This window comes from Arthrobacter sp. MOO21 (assembly GCF_057369995.2).
The window spans coordinates 2,791,678-2,806,714 of record NZ_CM170671.2 but is presented as its reverse complement, the minus strand read 5'-3'; the positions used below and the strand labels follow the sequence as shown (position 1 = coordinate 2,806,714).

14 protein-coding genes are annotated in these 15,037 nt (G+C 67.9%); 1 reads left to right on the top strand and 13 read right to left on the bottom strand.

All coding sequences use genetic code 11. The features are described from left to right. Positions 1–16: 16 nt before the first annotated feature. From AC2JAJ_RS13020 to AC2JAJ_RS12990, 7 genes are all read right to left on the bottom strand, one after another. Positions 17–1,483, bottom strand: coding sequence for an FAD-dependent oxidoreductase (locus tag AC2JAJ_RS13020; protein WP_486415542.1), 1,467 nt, complete (start codon positions 1,481–1,483; stop codon positions 17–19). A 98-nt stretch (positions 1,484–1,581) separates the two neighbouring features. Continuing rightward, positions 1,582–2,847: a uroporphyrinogen-III C-methyltransferase gene (gene cobA / locus AC2JAJ_RS13015; protein WP_486415543.1), complete on the bottom strand. Its 1,266-nt coding sequence runs from the start codon at positions 2,845–2,847 to the stop codon at positions 1,582–1,584. Positions 2,848–2,921: 74 nt separating this feature from the next. Continuing rightward, positions 2,922–3,383, bottom strand: a complete 462-nt coding sequence (locus AC2JAJ_RS13010) for an SRPBCC family protein (RefSeq protein ID WP_486415544.1) — start codon at positions 3,381–3,383, stop codon at positions 2,922–2,924. A 208-nt stretch (positions 3,384–3,591) separates the two neighbouring features. Continuing rightward, the gene (locus tag AC2JAJ_RS13005) at positions 3,592–4,563 is read right to left on the bottom strand and encodes an ABC transporter permease (RefSeq protein ID WP_486415545.1); all 972 of its coding nucleotides are present in this window, start codon (positions 4,561–4,563) and stop codon (positions 3,592–3,594) included. Further along, positions 4,553–5,278, bottom strand: a complete 726-nt coding sequence (locus AC2JAJ_RS13000; RefSeq protein WP_221386355.1) for an ABC transporter ATP-binding protein — start codon at positions 5,276–5,278, stop codon at positions 4,553–4,555. Before AC2JAJ_RS13000 ends, AC2JAJ_RS13005 begins: the two co-directional genes overlap by 11 nt. Positions 5,279–5,305: 27 nt before the next feature. Beyond that, positions 5,306–6,433 carry an ABC transporter substrate-binding protein gene (locus tag AC2JAJ_RS12995; RefSeq protein ID WP_486416688.1) on the bottom strand — a complete coding sequence of 376 codons (1,128 nt, stop codon included), beginning with the start codon at positions 6,431–6,433 and terminating at the stop codon, positions 5,306–5,308. Positions 6,434–6,563: 130 nt separating this feature from the next. Further along, positions 6,564–7,730, bottom strand: coding sequence for an RtcB family protein (locus AC2JAJ_RS12990; protein WP_486415546.1), 1,167 nt, complete (start codon positions 7,728–7,730; stop codon positions 6,564–6,566). Between the two features lie 77 nt (positions 7,731–7,807). On the opposite strand from AC2JAJ_RS12990, the gene AC2JAJ_RS12985 reads away from it, so the two are divergent. Beyond that, positions 7,808–8,242, top strand: a complete 435-nt coding sequence (locus tag AC2JAJ_RS12985) for an SRPBCC family protein (protein WP_486415547.1) — start codon at positions 7,808–7,810, stop codon at positions 8,240–8,242. A gap of 15 nt (positions 8,243–8,257) precedes the next feature. Here AC2JAJ_RS12985 and AC2JAJ_RS12980 read toward each other — a convergent pair whose 3' ends face one another. From AC2JAJ_RS12980 to AC2JAJ_RS12955, 6 genes are all read right to left on the bottom strand, one after another. Then, positions 8,258–9,031, bottom strand: a complete 774-nt coding sequence (locus AC2JAJ_RS12980) for a hypothetical protein (protein ID WP_486415548.1) — start codon at positions 9,029–9,031, stop codon at positions 8,258–8,260. A 205-nt stretch (positions 9,032–9,236) separates the two neighbouring features. Next, complete coding sequence (locus tag AC2JAJ_RS12975) at positions 9,237–10,652, bottom strand: sulfate adenylyltransferase subunit 1 (RefSeq protein WP_221386352.1); 1,416 nt, start codon at positions 10,650–10,652, stop codon at positions 9,237–9,239. Next, on the bottom strand, positions 10,652–11,596 hold the full coding sequence (gene cysD, locus AC2JAJ_RS12970; protein WP_486415549.1) for a sulfate adenylyltransferase subunit CysD: 945 nt from the start codon (positions 11,594–11,596) through the stop codon (positions 10,652–10,654). The genes AC2JAJ_RS12975 and cysD overlap by 1 nt, the downstream gene beginning before the upstream one ends. Further along, positions 11,593–12,321, bottom strand: a complete 729-nt coding sequence (locus AC2JAJ_RS12965) for a phosphoadenylyl-sulfate reductase (protein WP_221386350.1) — start codon at positions 12,319–12,321, stop codon at positions 11,593–11,595. Before AC2JAJ_RS12965 ends, cysD begins: the two co-directional genes overlap by 4 nt. Then, the gene (locus AC2JAJ_RS12960) at positions 12,321–14,066 is read right to left on the bottom strand and encodes a nitrite/sulfite reductase (protein WP_486415550.1); all 1,746 of its coding nucleotides are present in this window, start codon (positions 14,064–14,066) and stop codon (positions 12,321–12,323) included. The genes AC2JAJ_RS12965 and AC2JAJ_RS12960 overlap by 1 nt, the downstream gene beginning before the upstream one ends. A 54-nt stretch (positions 14,067–14,120) precedes the next feature. Beyond that, positions 14,121–14,990, bottom strand: a complete 870-nt coding sequence (locus AC2JAJ_RS12955) for a sirohydrochlorin chelatase (protein ID WP_486415551.1) — start codon at positions 14,988–14,990, stop codon at positions 14,121–14,123. Positions 14,991–15,037 lie beyond the last annotated feature (47 nt).

The window sequence follows — 15,037 nt, the reverse complement described above, 5'->3', positions numbered from 1 at the left end:
GCTCGTGATAGGGCTGCTAGACCTGCGCGGCCACGCCGTCGCGGGAGATGTCCACCATGTCCTCGCGCGGCACCACCTTGATGCGCTCACGCTTGACGTCGACACCGTGCGAACCGCCGGCCTCGGTGGCTGCCGCGCCGAGCGCGAGCTCGTGGGCGTCCAGCGCCAGCCAGCCTTCCCAGCTGGTGAACTTCACGCCACGGGCATCGAGGAGTTCGACGACGGCGTCCTCCGCGGGTGCCGCGGCAACCGGCAGGTTTTCGCGGTCCTCCAGCAGGTAGGTCACGGTCTCGAGGGCGTCGCCCTTGGTGTGGCCGATGAGGCCGATGGGTCCGCGCTTGATCCAGCCGGTGGCGTAGATACCCGGCACGTGGGTGCCTGAGGCATCCAGAACGCGGCCGCCGTCGTTCGGGATGACGCCCTTTTTGTGGTCGAACTCGACGTCGGGCAGGGCGGAGCCGAAGTACCCGATGGCGCGGTAGACGGCCTGGACCGGGTAGTCCACGAACTCCCCGGTGCCGCGGGCGTTGCCGGTGCCGTCCAGTTCCGTGCGCTCGAACTTGATGCCTGCCACCTTGCCGGGGGTCTCGGCGTCGTCGTAAATCTCCACCGGGCTGTGCAGGAAGTGCAGGTGCAGGCGGCGGGAGGCCTTCAGCTCGGAGAGGTCCTCGGGCTGCTCGGCAATCCAGTTGGTGAGCGTGCCCACCATGGTCTTGGTCTGGTTGTTGGTCTGGATCTGGCGGTCAGATTCCTCGTCGAACTCGAAGTCCTCGGGGTACAGGACGATGTCCACGTCGTGGGAGTGGGACAGCTCGCGCAGTTCCAGCGGGGTGAACTTGACCTGGGCCGGGCCGCGGCGGCCGAAGACGTGCACGTCGGTGACGGGGGAAGCCTTCAGTCCGGCGTAGACGTTCTCCGGGATTTCGGTGGTGAGAAGGTCGTCGGCGTGCTTGGACAGGACACGGGCCACGTCCAGGGCCACGTTTCCGTTGCCGATGACGGCGATCTCCTTGGCCTCGAGCGGCCATTCGCGCGGGACGTCCGGGTGGCCGTCGTACCAGGAGACGAAGTCGGCGCCGCCGAAGGAGCCTTCCAGCTCGATGCCGGGGATGTTCAGGTCCGCGTCCTTGATGGCGCCCGTGGCAAAGATGACGGCGTCGTAGTGGGTGCGGAGGTCCTCGATGGTGAGGTCCGTGCCGTAGTCCACGTTGCCGAAGAAGCGGATGTCGCCGCGGTCCAGGACCTTGTGCAGGGCGTTGACGATGCCCTTGATGCGCGGGTGGTCCGGGGCCACGCCGTAGCGGATCAGGCCGTAGGGTGCCGGGTAGCGGTCAAAGAGGTCGATGCTGACGGTCAGCTCGCCGCTCTTGACGGCTTCGCTCTTGGTGAGGATGTCAGCGGCGTAAACGCCGGCCGGGCCGGAGCCCACGACGGCGACGCGGAGCGGACGTTCGGCAGAACCTACGGTGGTGCTTGATGACACGGCTGTGTTCCTTTTGTTCGTTCCTTCCCAACCAGGTAGCGCTAAGTGTCGTGATGAGGGATCAAAACGACACTTCGCTCTGCCTGGTTGGGTGGGGGCTAGGTTGTGAGGACTCGGGGCTTGCGGGGGCTGTTCGGGGTGGTGGTGCTGTAGTCAGCGGTTTTGAAGTGCGACGGCGCGAACGGGCTCACGCGCACCACGTCACCGATGACAATCACGGCCGGGTTCGCCACACCGGCGGCGTCGGCCTGGTCTGCGATGGATCCGAGCGTGCCGATGGTGACGCGCTGGTTCGGCAGATAGCCGTTCTCCACGATACCAACTGGAGTGTTTTCCGGCAGGCCGGCTTCGCCCAGCGCGGACGCGGATTCGCGCAGCTGGCCCACGCCCATCAGCAGGACGATGGTGTGGTCCGGGCGGGCCGGAACCTCGGACAGTTCCTCGTGGCCGGTTACCACGCTGAAGCCCTTGGCCAGGCCGCGGTGCGTCACGGGAATGCCGGCTGCTGCCGGTACCGAGATGGCGGACGTGACGCCCGAAACCACTTCGACCTCGACGCCGTGCTGGCGGCAGTATTCGGCTTCCTCGCCGCCGCGGCCCAGGACGTAGGGGTCGCCGCCTTTGAGCCGGACCACGCGGTGGCCGCTCTGGGCTTCCTCCACCAGGATGCGGTTGATCTCCGCCTGCGGCACGGGGTGGTGGCCGGGGGTTTTGCCCACTTCGATGACGCGGACGTCGGGGGCGAGTTCGTTCAGGAGTTCGCGGGGGCCGAGCCGGTCGGCAACGACCACGTCGGCCTGGCCCAGGAGCCTGCGGCCTTTGACCGTGATGAGGCCCGTGTCGCCGGGGCCGCCGCCCACGAGCGCCACGCTCCCCTGGTGTGCGCGGCGGCGGCGCAGCGGGAGGTCGCCGGTTTCCAGGGCGGTGGCCACCGCGTCACGGAGGGCCATGGCGCGGCGCGGGTCTCCCCCGGCGTTGATGGCGATCTTGACGTCGTCCACCACAGCGACGGCGGGGGTCCAGGCGGCAGAGGCTTCATGGTCGGAGGCGTTGACGCACCAAACGCGCTGCGCCTCGGCGTCGGCCGACACCCTGGCGTCCACCTCCGAATCGCCGGTGGCGGTCTGGACGAACCAGACGCCGTCGACATCCTTCGAATCATACGGCCGCGCTGCCCAGGTGAGCAGGCCGGCGTCGGCCATTTCACGGAGCGCGGGCGAGGCAACCGGGGCCACGACGGTGACCACGGCACCAGCGTCGAGCAGCCCCTTGGCACGGCGGGCGGCAACGGGGCCGCCGCCCACCACCAGCACGGGGCGGCCGAGCAGCCGCAGCGCCGTGGGGTAAATATCCTGAATTGCCATGGATCAACGGTAGGGCCGCGTCACAATCGCCTACAAAGGCCGAGCAACACCAGTTCACGCAAGGTAACGCTGCGTCACAAAGTATTCCCAGGCGCACTGCTGGCAAGGAACCGTCCACGGGCAGCAATCAGCCGCTCAAGGTACCGGGCCAGGAATAACCGCTCGACGGCGACCCCCAGGGCTCCCAGCGGTGCGGCGAACTCCACGCGGTCCGTCATGACGCTGCCCGCCGCTGTTGATTCGAACCCGTGGACGTGGCGGAACGCCTTGAACGGGCCCTTGACTTGTTCATCCGTGAAGCTGCGGGGAAAGTCGAAGTGGGTGATGCGGCTGGTCATGCTCAGCGGGATCCCGAAGTGCCGGGCCCGCCAGGTCACCTCCTGTCCCTCCCCGATCAACCCGCTGGTGACACCGGCGACGGCGCGCTCCCCCGAACCCTTTTGCGAGTCCAGGTGCAGGTCGATGCTGCGTGCCAGGTCGAACAACTGCTCCACCGGCAGCGGGGACTCGGTGCGGCACACGAAGCGGGCGGTCATGGCGCCAGTCTGCCATTGATTCTTGGGCAGGTCCGTCCCTGCCGTCGTGGGGCACATTGGCGGGGAATCTATGGGCAGGAAGCTTTTTCCCCGGCGTGTCCGTGTCAAAGTGCCCCTCTTTGGTTGCCACGCGCCCAGGAAACAGCAGAAAGCCCGACGGCGGGAGGTCGCCGTCGGGCTTTCTGCTTTAAGTGTGGAGCGGGCCGGGTCAGCGGGTGCTGCCGGCCAGGAGCCCGCGGCGGCGCAGGAGCCGCTTCTCGATGGGGCCGAAGACCAGCAGCTCGATCAGGATGCCGACGGCGAGGATCAGCAGGATCGCCGCCATCACCACGGCCATGTCCGAGAGCTGGCGGCCCTGGTCCAGCAGGGAGCCCAGGCCGAAGCCGATGGTGCCGCCAACGGCAATGATTTCCGCGGCCATCAGGGAGCGCCAGGAGAACGCCCAGCCCTGTTTGAGGCCGCCCAGGTAGCCGGGCAGTGCGGCGGGAAGGATGACCTGCAGCGCCATCTGGAGCCGTGAGGCGCCCAGGACGGTGCCCACGCGGCGGTACTGCGGCGGGATCTGGTCCACACCCGAAATCAGGCCGTTGATGATGGAGGGGATGGCGCCCATGAACACCACAAAGTAGACGGTGGCGTCGGTGAGGCCGAACCAGATGATGGCCGCCGGCACCCACGCCACCGACGGCAGCACCTGCAGGCCGGAGATCAGCGGACCGAAAGCGCGGCGCAGCGGAGCGACCTGGGCCAGCAGCAGGCCCACGGGGGTGGCGATGGCCACACTGATCACGAACCCGACGATGCCGCGCTGCAGCGACGTCCACACGGATTCCTGCACCTTGCCCTCGCCCCAGAGAACCCCCATCTGGTTCAGCACGTCCAGGGGCCCGGGCACCTGGTCGCGGCGCTTGAGGCCCAGGGAGACGTAGAACTGCCAGATCAGCACCAGGACCACCAGGGCCGCGATTGGCAAGAGGATGCGGGTCCAGTCGATGCGGTGCTTGCGGACGGTGTCGGACTGCAGCGAGTCGAGCCCGGATTCGAGCTCCCGCAGGTCCTCGTTGCCGGTGGAGGTCCGGGTCAGGGCGGCATGGACATGCTCGCGGGGTTCGGCGGACCCGGTTTCGACAGATTCGGCCACCGGCTTCTCCTCGACAACGGGGCTGGGGTTACTTGGCATGGCGGCGAATCTCCTCCCGCAGCCGGGCGGTGATGACCCCGGTCAGCTGGCCGGCGAGCCCGGCGTCGGTTCGGTGTTCCTCGGTGACGGCCCATTCCTGGACCACACGGCCGGGCCGGGAGGACAGCAGCAGCACGCGCTGGCCCAGCCGGACGGCTTCGCGGACGTTGTGGGTGACGAAGACGATGGTGCGTCCGGTTTCCTTCCAGATGCGCTCCAGCTCGTCATGCAGCAGGTCACGGGTGATGGCGTCCAGGGCGGCGAACGGCTCGTCCATGAGCAGCAGCTGCCGGTCCTGCGCCAGGGAACGGGCCAGGGACACGCGCTGGCGCATGCCGCCGGAGAGCTCGTGCGGGCGCTTGTCCCCCGCCGCGCCCAGGTGCACCAATTCCAGGAGCTCCTGGGCTTTGGCGCGGCGTTCGGCCTTGCCCACACCGCGCAGCTTCAGGGCCAGTTCGATGTTCTCGCGGGCCGTAAGCCAGGGGAAGAGTGCGGCGTCCTGGAACATGAAGGCGGCACCGTCGCTGGGCACTTCCAGGGCGCCCGACGTCGGCGCCTCCAGTCCCGCGATGATGTTCAGGAGGGTGGACTTGCCGCAGCCGGAGGCACCGAGGAGGGCGACGAACTCGCCCCGTCCGATGTTGGCGTTGACGTCGTCCAGTACCGGGGCGCCGTCGCCGAAGCGCTTGCCCAGGTGTTCCAGTACGACTGGCATGGTGCCGTCCTTAGGTAGAGGGTGGGGTCAGTCCAGGCCGAGGCCGGCTGCGGAGATCTTGCTGCTGCCGGTGACTTCGTTGAGTGCCCGGAGGTCGAAGAGGCCGCTGAGATCGGCCTTCTTGGTGGTTCCTGCCTCCACGCCGTCCTGCAGCAGCTTGGGGTAGCTGCCCGCCAGGGGGTCCAGGGTGAAGGTGATGTTGGCCAGCGCCCGGTTAAGGACATCGGCGGGCAGTGCCGCGCCGGCGGACTCCTGCAGTCCGGCGTTGATGACGGCCGCCTTCTCCTCCACTGGGGCCGAGTTGAGCCAGGCCACGGACTCGGCGTTGCCCTTCAGCAGGGCCTTGACGGTGTCCGGGTGGTCGGCGGCGAACTTCTGGTTCACGATCAGGATGGTGGTGGGGAACTCGCCGGGCTTGCCGGTTCCGGCACCGTCCCAGAGGTCCTTTTCGTCCACCAGCACCTTGGCTCCGGCCTGGAGCACCAGCCGTGATGCCCACGGTTCAGGCAGCCACGCGCCGTCGAGCTTTCCGTCCTGGAACAGCTTGAGGGTCTGGGCGTTGTCGGTGGGGTTGATCGCCACATCGCCCCTGCCGTCGACGCTGGTCTTATAGCCCTGGGAGGACAGCCACGCGCGGAGGGCGACGTCCTGGGTGCCGCCAAGCTGGGGGGAGGCGAGGGTCTTGCCCTTGAGGTCTGATGCCGAGATGATGCCGGGCTTGACCACCAGCTGCGCACCGCCGGCAGCCGCTCCCGCGATGACGCGGACGGACTGTCCCTGGCTCTTGGCGAAGGAGTTGATGGCCGGGTTGGGGCCGATGTACGCGGCGTCGATGGCGCCGGCATTGAGCGCCTCGATGGCGGCCGGACCGGCGTTGAACGTCTCGGTGCTGAGCTTGGTGCTGCCCAGCGCTTCGGCGAGGAAGCCCTTTTTCACGCCCACCAGCGCGGCGGCGTGCGTGACGTTGCCGAAATAGCCCAGCTTCAGTTCCGCTGCGGGGGTGGGTTCCGCGGCCTGCGCCTCAGTGTTGCGCGAGATATTCGAGGCAACAATGGCGCCGACGGCGATCAGCAGGACAAGCCCGATGGCCAGGGCGGCTTCGATGGCACGCTTGCGCTTGGGAACCGCGCTTTCGCCTGCCACGATGCGGGTCATCCCGGGCTTGGAACTAGTCATTGTTTCACCATAGGGAGTGGCCCAAACCCGTTCAACGAAGCGGAAACGGGGGGTCACGCACGTTCATCTGGCGTCACATTTGGCCGTATGCCTGGCGGGATATGACGGCTCAGTCGCCTTTCACGTTGACCAGCTGCCGCAGCTTGTGCCGCACCGCCACGAGGTCCGCCGCGTCCTGCATGACCTGGTCGATCGGCTTGTAGGCGGCCGGAATTTCGTCAATGAAGGCCTCGGACGCCCGGAACTCGATGCCGCGCATGGCCCGCTTCAGTTCCTCCAGCGTGAACGTTTTCCGCGCGGCGTTCCGGGAGTATTCGCGCCCGGCGCCATGCGGGGAAGAGTGCAGCGAAGCTTCGTTGCCGAGCCCAACAACAACGTACGACGCCGTCCCCATGGACCCGGGGATCAGTCCGGGATCGCCGTCGCCGGCTTTGATGGCCCCCTTGCGGGACACCCCGACTTTCTTGCCGTAGTGCGTCTCCCGCTCCGTGAAGTTGTGGTGGCAGTTGATCCGTTCCAGCTCCCGGACGCCGCCGCCCACCCACCTCGCGAACGACGTGCTGACGCGGTCCATCATCTCCTCGCGGTTCAGCAGGGCGAAGTGCTGGGCCCACCGCAGCTCGGCGATGTAGCGGTCGAACTGCGGCGTTCCCTCGTCCAGGTAGGCCAGGTCCGGATGCGGCAGGTGTACCTGGTGCTTGCGGCCAACGTGCTGGGCGACCCCGATGTGGTGCTGGGCGATCTTGTTCCCCACGCCCCGCGAGCCCGAATGCAGGAAGAGCCAGACGCCGTCATGCTCGTCTGCGGAGACTTCGATGAAGTGGTTTCCCGACCCCAGGGACCCCAACTGCAGCTCCCATTTGGCCACGTACTGTGACGGGTCGAAGCCGGCCTTCGCGGCCAGCCGTTTCAGCTCCGCGACCCGCGGCTCCGCGGTGGCCATGATCTGCTTGTTGTTGTGCCCCGCAGACAGCGGGATGACGCGTTCGATATCCTCGCGGAGGCGTTTACGGTCCTTCGGCAGGTCCTTCACCGAATACTGGGTCCGCACGGCGATCATGCCGCAGCCGATATCGACGCCCACGGCTGCCGGGATAATGGCCCGGAGCGTGGGGATCACCGAACCCACGGTGGCACCCTTGCCCAAGTGCGCGTCCGGCATCAGGGCCAGGTGCGGGTAGATGAACGGCAGGGCCGCCGTCATCACCGCCTGGTCGCGGGTTTTGCTGTCAAGGATGGATGCCCAGTTGAGGAGCTTTGGGCTGATGGTTTCCATGGCTTCACCTCCCCCGGTTCCGACGAGGACTAACGTGATGTCCAGGCTAGTCCCGCACTCTACAGAGGAGATGCCAGATGGTGAACGTACAAACCGAAGTTGTCATCAACTGCCCGCGCGCCCAGGTTTCGGAGTATGCGGCCAATCCGGACAACGCGCCAAGCTGGTACGCGAACATCCACTCGTCGCAGCGGCTGGACAGCCGCCCGCTCGGCCCCGGCTCAAAGGTGGACTTCACGGCCAAGTTCCTGGGCCGGGAGCTTAACTACACCTACGAATTCATCGAGTATGTCCCGGGCGAAAAGCTGGTGATGCGGACCGCCCAGGGTCCCTTCCCCATGCAGACCACCTACACATGGGCGGACGACGGCGGCGGGACCCGCATGACGCTCCGCAACACGGGGATCCCCTCAGGTTTCTCGAAGCTGGCCGGGCTGGTCATGGAACCGATGATCCGCCGCGAGACCCGCAAGGACCTCCGGCGGCTCAAGGCGATTCTCGAAAACCGGTAGCGCCGGCGGCAGGGCCTACGGGGTGCGGGGCACGCGGTGGCGCACCGCACGGACGGTGGGCTGTGCCTCCAGCAGGCGGCGCACGTTGAACCAGCTGAACATCGCGAGCCCGAAGTAGAGGGTCAGCTCCAGCACTTCCCCAAACTCGGAGATCACAAACGTAGGCTCCGGCCAGATCAGCAGGCGGAAGAGCCGGTACAGTGCGGCCAGCAGGAAGGCCGGCACAAGGCAGAGCGGCGGGACGAGCAGGCGCCGGGACGCAACGCTCTTCCACCGGTCCCCCAGCCACGCCGCTACCAGCGCGGCACAGGCGCCGTACAGGCTTGCCACGAGCATGGCCGCCGGGACGAACTCCTGCACGCCCCGGATGTTGTGCAGGTTGGTCTCGTCCTGGCGGTTAATGGCTTCCATGGATGCCGGGGTCTGCCAGCCAAAGATGCGCTGGCCCCAGGAGATCTCCTCGCCCGCCAGGAACACGACCCCGATCGTGACCACCGCGTACAGCACCGCCATCCCCTTCTGCCCCCTCCGGTACAGCCGGAAGGCGAGGAAGCCCAGGAAGACGGCGGCGGCCACCAGGCACGCAAACTGGAGCCATTCGATCGGATGGTCCTCGTCAACAAGCCAGAGATAGAACTCCTTGAACGGGACCGTGGCAGCGACAGCAACGGTGAGGACTAACGGGAGCAGCGCGAGGAGCTTCGCCTGGCGCTGGGGGATTCCCCACGCCTGGGAATCACGCCTGAAGACTTCAGCCGCTCGCGTGGACCATCGCTGGACCGTTTCCATCCTGCCTCCTGAAGGGAACCTGCCAGGGCGTGCAGGCCCGGGCATCGTCAAAGCAATGCCTGAGCTTCCCACGCCCCCAACAGCCAGGGAACATCCGGGGCGAACCTTTGTGGTTAACGTGCGGGATGCCGCAGAAACGCGGAATCGCCGGAATACTGCCGGGTTGCCGTAGCGGCCCCGCAGTGTTCCGGCGATCCGGAGAAAACTAGATGCTGTAGCGCTCGTCCTCATGGTCGCCCGGGTGGTCCTTGACCAGCCCGGCGGCCAGCGTGTTGCCGTCCAGCGGGTCGATCACCAGGAACGCGCCGGTGCGGCGGTGGTGCAGGTAGTTCTCCAGCGGCAGCGGCGCGGCGAGCCGGAGCTGCGCGTGGCCGATGTCGTTCAGCTCCAGGTTGGAGGCGCCCTCCAGCTTGAAGGTGGACAGGTCCAGCTTGCCGGACACGCTGCGGACCATCGCCTGGACGGTGCGGGTGCCGTGCTTGACCAGGACCTTCTGGCCCTCGCGCAACGGCTTCGGGGACAGCCAGCACAGGGCCGCGTACAGGTCGGCGGAGGCTTCGCGGACGGTGCCGGCGGCGGCAATGGTGTCACCGCGGGCGACGTCGAACTCGTCAGCCAGGCGGATGGCCACCGACTGTGGGGCGGCAGCTTCCTCCAGCGAGGCGCCGGCGAAGTCGATGCCCACCACGGTGGTGGTGCGCGGGTCCTGGCCAGGCGTCAGCACGGAGACCTGGTCCCCCACCTTCACGGAGCCTTCAGTGATCTGGCCGGCGTACGCGCGGTAGTCGCGGTAGGCCTCAACATCCAGCCCGGCTGCGACGGCGTCCGGCGCCAGCGCGCCCTGCGGCCGGATGACCAGCTGCACCGGGAAGCGGAAGCTCTCCAGGTGGCTTTCGAGTTCGTCCGCGGCCGGGAGGGTCTCGAGGACCTCCAGCAGCGCGGGACCGGTGTACCAGGGGGTGCGCTCGGAGCGCTCCACCACGTTGTCGCCGTCCAGCGCCGACACGGGGACCACCAGCAGGTCGGAAATGCCGTCCGAGCCCAGGCCCAGCTCGCGGCCCACCTGCTGCACGTCGGCTTCGATCCCGCGGAACACGGACTCGCTGAAGTCCACCAGGTCGATCTTGTTCACGGCCACGATCACGTGCGCCACGCGCAGCAGCTGCAGCACGGACAGGTGCCGTCGGGTCTGCTCCAGGACACCCTTGCGGGCGTCAATGAGGACGACGACGGCATCCGCAGTGGACGCGCCGGTCACCGTGTTCTTGGTGTACTGCACGTGCCCGGGGCAGTCGGCAAGGATGAAGCTGCGGCGGTCTGTGGCGAAGTAGCGGTAGGCCACGTCGATGGTGATGCCCTGTTCGCGCTCGGCGCGCAGGCCGTCGGTGAGCAGGGCGAGGTCGATGCCGCCCTTTTCCCCGCCGAAGCCGCGGTCGGCCGAGGTGCGCGCCACGGCGTCGAGCTGGTCGGCCAGGATCGCCTTGGAATCGTGGAGGAGGCGGCCCACCAGGGTGGACTTGCCGTCGTCGACCGATCCCGCAGTGGCGAACCGGAAGAGGGTGGTGGGCAGGGCTGCTTCCAGGCCACCGGCAGCGCCGGACACAACAGTTTCGGTGGTCATTAGAAATACCCGTCCTTCTTGCGGTCTTCCATGGCGGCCTCGGAGATGCGGTCATCTGCCCGGGTGGCGCCACGTTCGGTCAGGGTGGAGGCGGCGACTTCAACCACCACGTCGGACACCGTAAAGGCGTTCGACTCGACGGCACCGGTGCAGGACATGTCCCCCACGGTGCGGTAGCGGACGGTCTTGGTGATGACTTCCTCATCGGGGCGCGGCTGGGAGACCTCGCCAACCGCCCGCCACATGCCGTCGCGGGCGAAGACCTGGCGCTCGTGGGCGTAGTACAGGCCGGGCAGCTCGATGTTCTCGCGCTCGATGTAGCGCCAGATGTCCAGCTCGGTCCAGTTGCTGATGGGGAACGCGCGGACGTGCTGGCCCACGGTGTGGCGGCCGTTGTACAGGTTCCACAGCTCGGGGCGCTGGTTGCGCGGGTCCCACTGGCCGAATTCGTCGCGCAGGCTCAGGATGCGCTCCTTGGCGCGGGCCTTGTCCTCGTCGCGGCGGCCGCCGCCGAAGACGGCGTCGAACTTGTTCTGCTGGATGGCGTCCAGCAGCGGGACGGTCTGCAGCGGGTTCCGGGTGCCGTCGGCGCGCTCGGCCAGCTCGCCGCGGTCGATGAACTCCTGGACAGAGCCGACCACGAGCTTCAGGCCCAGCCGCTCCACGGTCCGGTCGCGGAAGTCGATGACCTCGGGGAAGTTGTGGCCTGTGTCCACGTGCAGCACGGGGAACGGCACCTTGCCCGGCCAGAACGCCTTGGTGGCCAGGTGCAGCATCACCACGGAGTCCTTGCCGCCGGAGAACAGCAGCGCAGGCTTCTCGAACTCGGCGACAACCTCGCGGATGATATGGATCGCTTCGGATTCGAGGGTGTCCAGGCTGGACAGGCGCGTGGATATGGCGGCGTCAGTCACCTGGGTCTCCTCGGATAGGTAAGTGCTCATACGTGTAGTCCGCATTCTGTCTTGTCGGAACCTGCCCAGCGGCCGGCGCGGGGATCCTCGCCGGGTGCCACCTTGCGGGTGCAGGGCTGGCAGCCAATGGAGGGGTAGCCCTGGGAAAGGAGCGGGTTGACGGGCAGGAGGTTGTCGTCGGAGTACTGGACCAGCTGGTCGAACGTCCAGGCGGCCATCGGGTTGACCTTGACCAGGCCGTTCTTCTCGTCCCACGTGACCAGCGGCGTGTTGGTGCGGGTGGGGGCTTCGTCGCGGCGGACGCCGGTGAACCACAGCTCGTAACCGGCCAGGGTGCGCTGCAGCGGGGCCACCTTGCGGAGGGCGCAGCACTGGGCAGCGTCGCGGGCGAAGAGGTCCTTGCCGAGGAGCCGGTCCTGCTGCTCCACGGTGTTCTCCGGGAGGACGTCCACCACGTTGACGCGGAGGTTCGCGGCCACCTCGTCACGCGTGGCGTAGGTTTCCGGGAAGTGGTAGCCGGTCTCCAGGAACAGGACGTCGACGCCGGGCATCTGGTCTGCGACCAGGGCCGGCAGGACGGCATCGGCCATGGAGCACGCGACGGCGACGGCGGGCAGGTCGAAGTTGCGCTCCACCCAGGCGATCACGTCGCGGGCGGGGGCGTCCCAGCCGAGTTCGGCGGCGCCGGCTTCGGCCAGGGCCTTCAGCTCCTCCTTGGGGCGCTTGGCAGGTGCGGGTGCGAGATGCTTTGCCATTACTGCAGTGCCTCCTCGTCTGCTGCGTGGGCCCATTCAGCGAAGGTCTGGCCTTCGGCGCGGTCGGCGACGAACCGGCGCACCACGCGTTCCACGTAGTCGGGCAGGTCGTCGACGTAGACCTTGAGGCCGCGGACTGTGCGTCCCAGGCCGGCTTCCTCGCGGTCCTTCGAAGCCAGCCCGCCGCCCAGGTGGACCTGGAAACCCGGGGAGGGGTCGCCGTCGGGCGTTGGCAGCATCATGCCTTTGAGGCCGATGTCCGCCGTCTGGATGCGGGCGCAGGAGTTTGGGCAGCCGTTGATGTGCAGGGACAGCGCGTGCGGCAGTTCACCGGACCCGGCAAGGTCCGCCAGGCGGCGTTCCAGCTCTGCAACCGCGCTGGCGGCGGTCATCTTGGTCTCGACGATGGCCAGCTTGCAGTACTCGATGCCGGTGCAGGCGATGGTCCCGCGGCGGAACACGGACGGGCGGGCGGACAGGCCCAGGGCGTCAAGCTCGGCGATGAGCGGCTCCACGTGCTCCTTTTCGACATCCAGGACCACAATCTTCTGGTGCGGGGTGGTGCGCAGCCGGTAGGAGCCGCGGGCCTCGAGGGTGTCCGCGAGCTTGACCAGGGACGAGCCAGCCAGGCGGCCGGCCAGCGGGGTGGCGCCGATGAAGAACTTGCCGTCCTTCTGCTCGTGCACGCCCACGTGGTCGCCCGGGGTGGCGGCCTTCGGGGCGGCCGGGCCGTCGGCCAGCTTGTAGCCGAGGTATTCGTCCTCCAGGACCTGGCGGAACTTCTCGGTGCCCCAGTCGGCCAGGAGGAACTTCAGGCGGGCCTTGGTGCGCATGCGGCGGTAGCCGTAGTCGCGGAAGATGCTGGTGACGCCGAGCCACACGTCGGCGGCTTCTTCGGGCTTGACGAAGGCGCCCAGTCGCTTGCCGAGCATCGGGTTGGTGGACAGCGCGCCGCCCACCCAGAGGTCGTAGCCCGCGCCCAGTTCGGGGTGGCGGACACCCACGAAGGCGCAGTCGTTGATCTCATGGACCACGTCCTGGCTGGGGTGGCCGGTGATGGCGGTCTTGTACTTGCGGGGCAGGTTGGACACGATCGGGTTGCCGATGAAGCGTTCCGCCAGCTCCGCAATAAGCGGTGTGGGGTCGATGATCTCGTCCTTGGCGATGCCGGCCACGGGCGAGCCCAGGATGACGCGGGGAACGTCGCCGCACGCCTCGGTGGTGGACAGGCCAACGGCCTCCAGCCGGCGCCAGATCTCGGGGACGTTCTCCACCTCGATCCAGTGCAGCTGGATGTTCTGGCGGTCGGTGATGTCCGCGGAGTCCCGGGCAAAGTCCACCGAGATCTGGCCGATGACGCGCAGCTGCTCGGTGGTGAGGGCGCCGCCGTCGATCCTGACGCGGAGCATGAAGTACTTGTCCTCGAGCTCGTGCGGCTCAAGCGTTGCGGTCTTGCCGCCGTCGATCCCCTGCTTGCGCTGGGTGTAGAGGCCCCACCAGCGGAAACGGCCGTGCAGGTCCTGGCCGGGGATGGCGTCGAAGCCCTCCTTGGCGTAGATCGTCTCGATACGCTCGCGCACGTTGAGGCCGTCGTCTTCCTGCTTCCAGGTTTCGTTGGCGTTCAGCGGCGTTTTTCCGTCAACCTTCCACTGCCCGTGCGGCTTTGCGGCAGGGCGGGACGGGCGGGCGGGGCGCTTGGGGGCAGCGGAGTCCGCGGACGCTCCGGCTAGAGCTGTATCAGTCATGCATCGACTGTAGGGCGCCCCCGAATTGCGTCACAAAGGCCCGGAAATGCGAAGTCACCTAGGGAAATATTTCGTCACGAAACGCCGGAGGGCCTTGAAGAAGCCACCCTGCTGTGCATCCGGGGACGGCTTTCCAGACGGCTCCGGACCGGCCGCTGCGGGGGCCGCCGCTTCGGCCGCCGGGGGCGTTTCGTTCATCCTTGCGACGGCGGCGTCGTACCTGTCCAGCGCGATCTCCGCGAGCACCGGAGACGGCAGCAGGGGTTCGGTGACGACGTCGGCCCCGGCCTTGGCGAGCTGGTCGTGGAAGAAGCCCGGCGCAAGGAGGTATGAGGCAACCACCACGCGCCCGCCGACGTCGACCGCTCCCGCGGACTCCCCCGCGCCGGCACCCCCGGCGAGCTCCTCGCGAAGCATCGCGACGGCGTCGGGCACGGATGGCTGGGCGGAGGCTCCGTAGGCGGCCACCATCCGGTTGGACCGCAGTTGCTGAAGCTGGCCCAGCAGCTCCTCGACGCTGACGGCGGCGTTGGGATTGGACGAGCCTGCGGCCGCGAGCACGATCACGTCGTTATCGGTGGTCCCGGCCTCGCGCAGCCGCTGGTCCAGCAGTTTTGCCAGGCGCGGGTCCGGGCCCAGCGGCGCGGCCGCGGCACTGCCGGGACGGCTCTTCACCGCCCGGGCGATGTCCACCTTAACGTGGTAGCCCACGCTCAGCAGCAGCGGCACCACGACGGCGGCCTCCCCCTCGGGCAGGCCCGCCACCACGTCCACCAGGTCGGGCTGCTGGACGTCCACGTAGGCTTCCCGGACGTCGAGGCCGGGGCGCAGTTCCGCGATGGCGGCGCGGAGGGCGTTGACCTCCGCGGCCCCTTGTGTGTTGGACGTCCCATGGGCGCAGGCGATCATGATGGGGCTGTTCATAGGGGCTAGCGTAACGTTGGAGCCGCCCTGTCCGCCCTCTTTGAAAA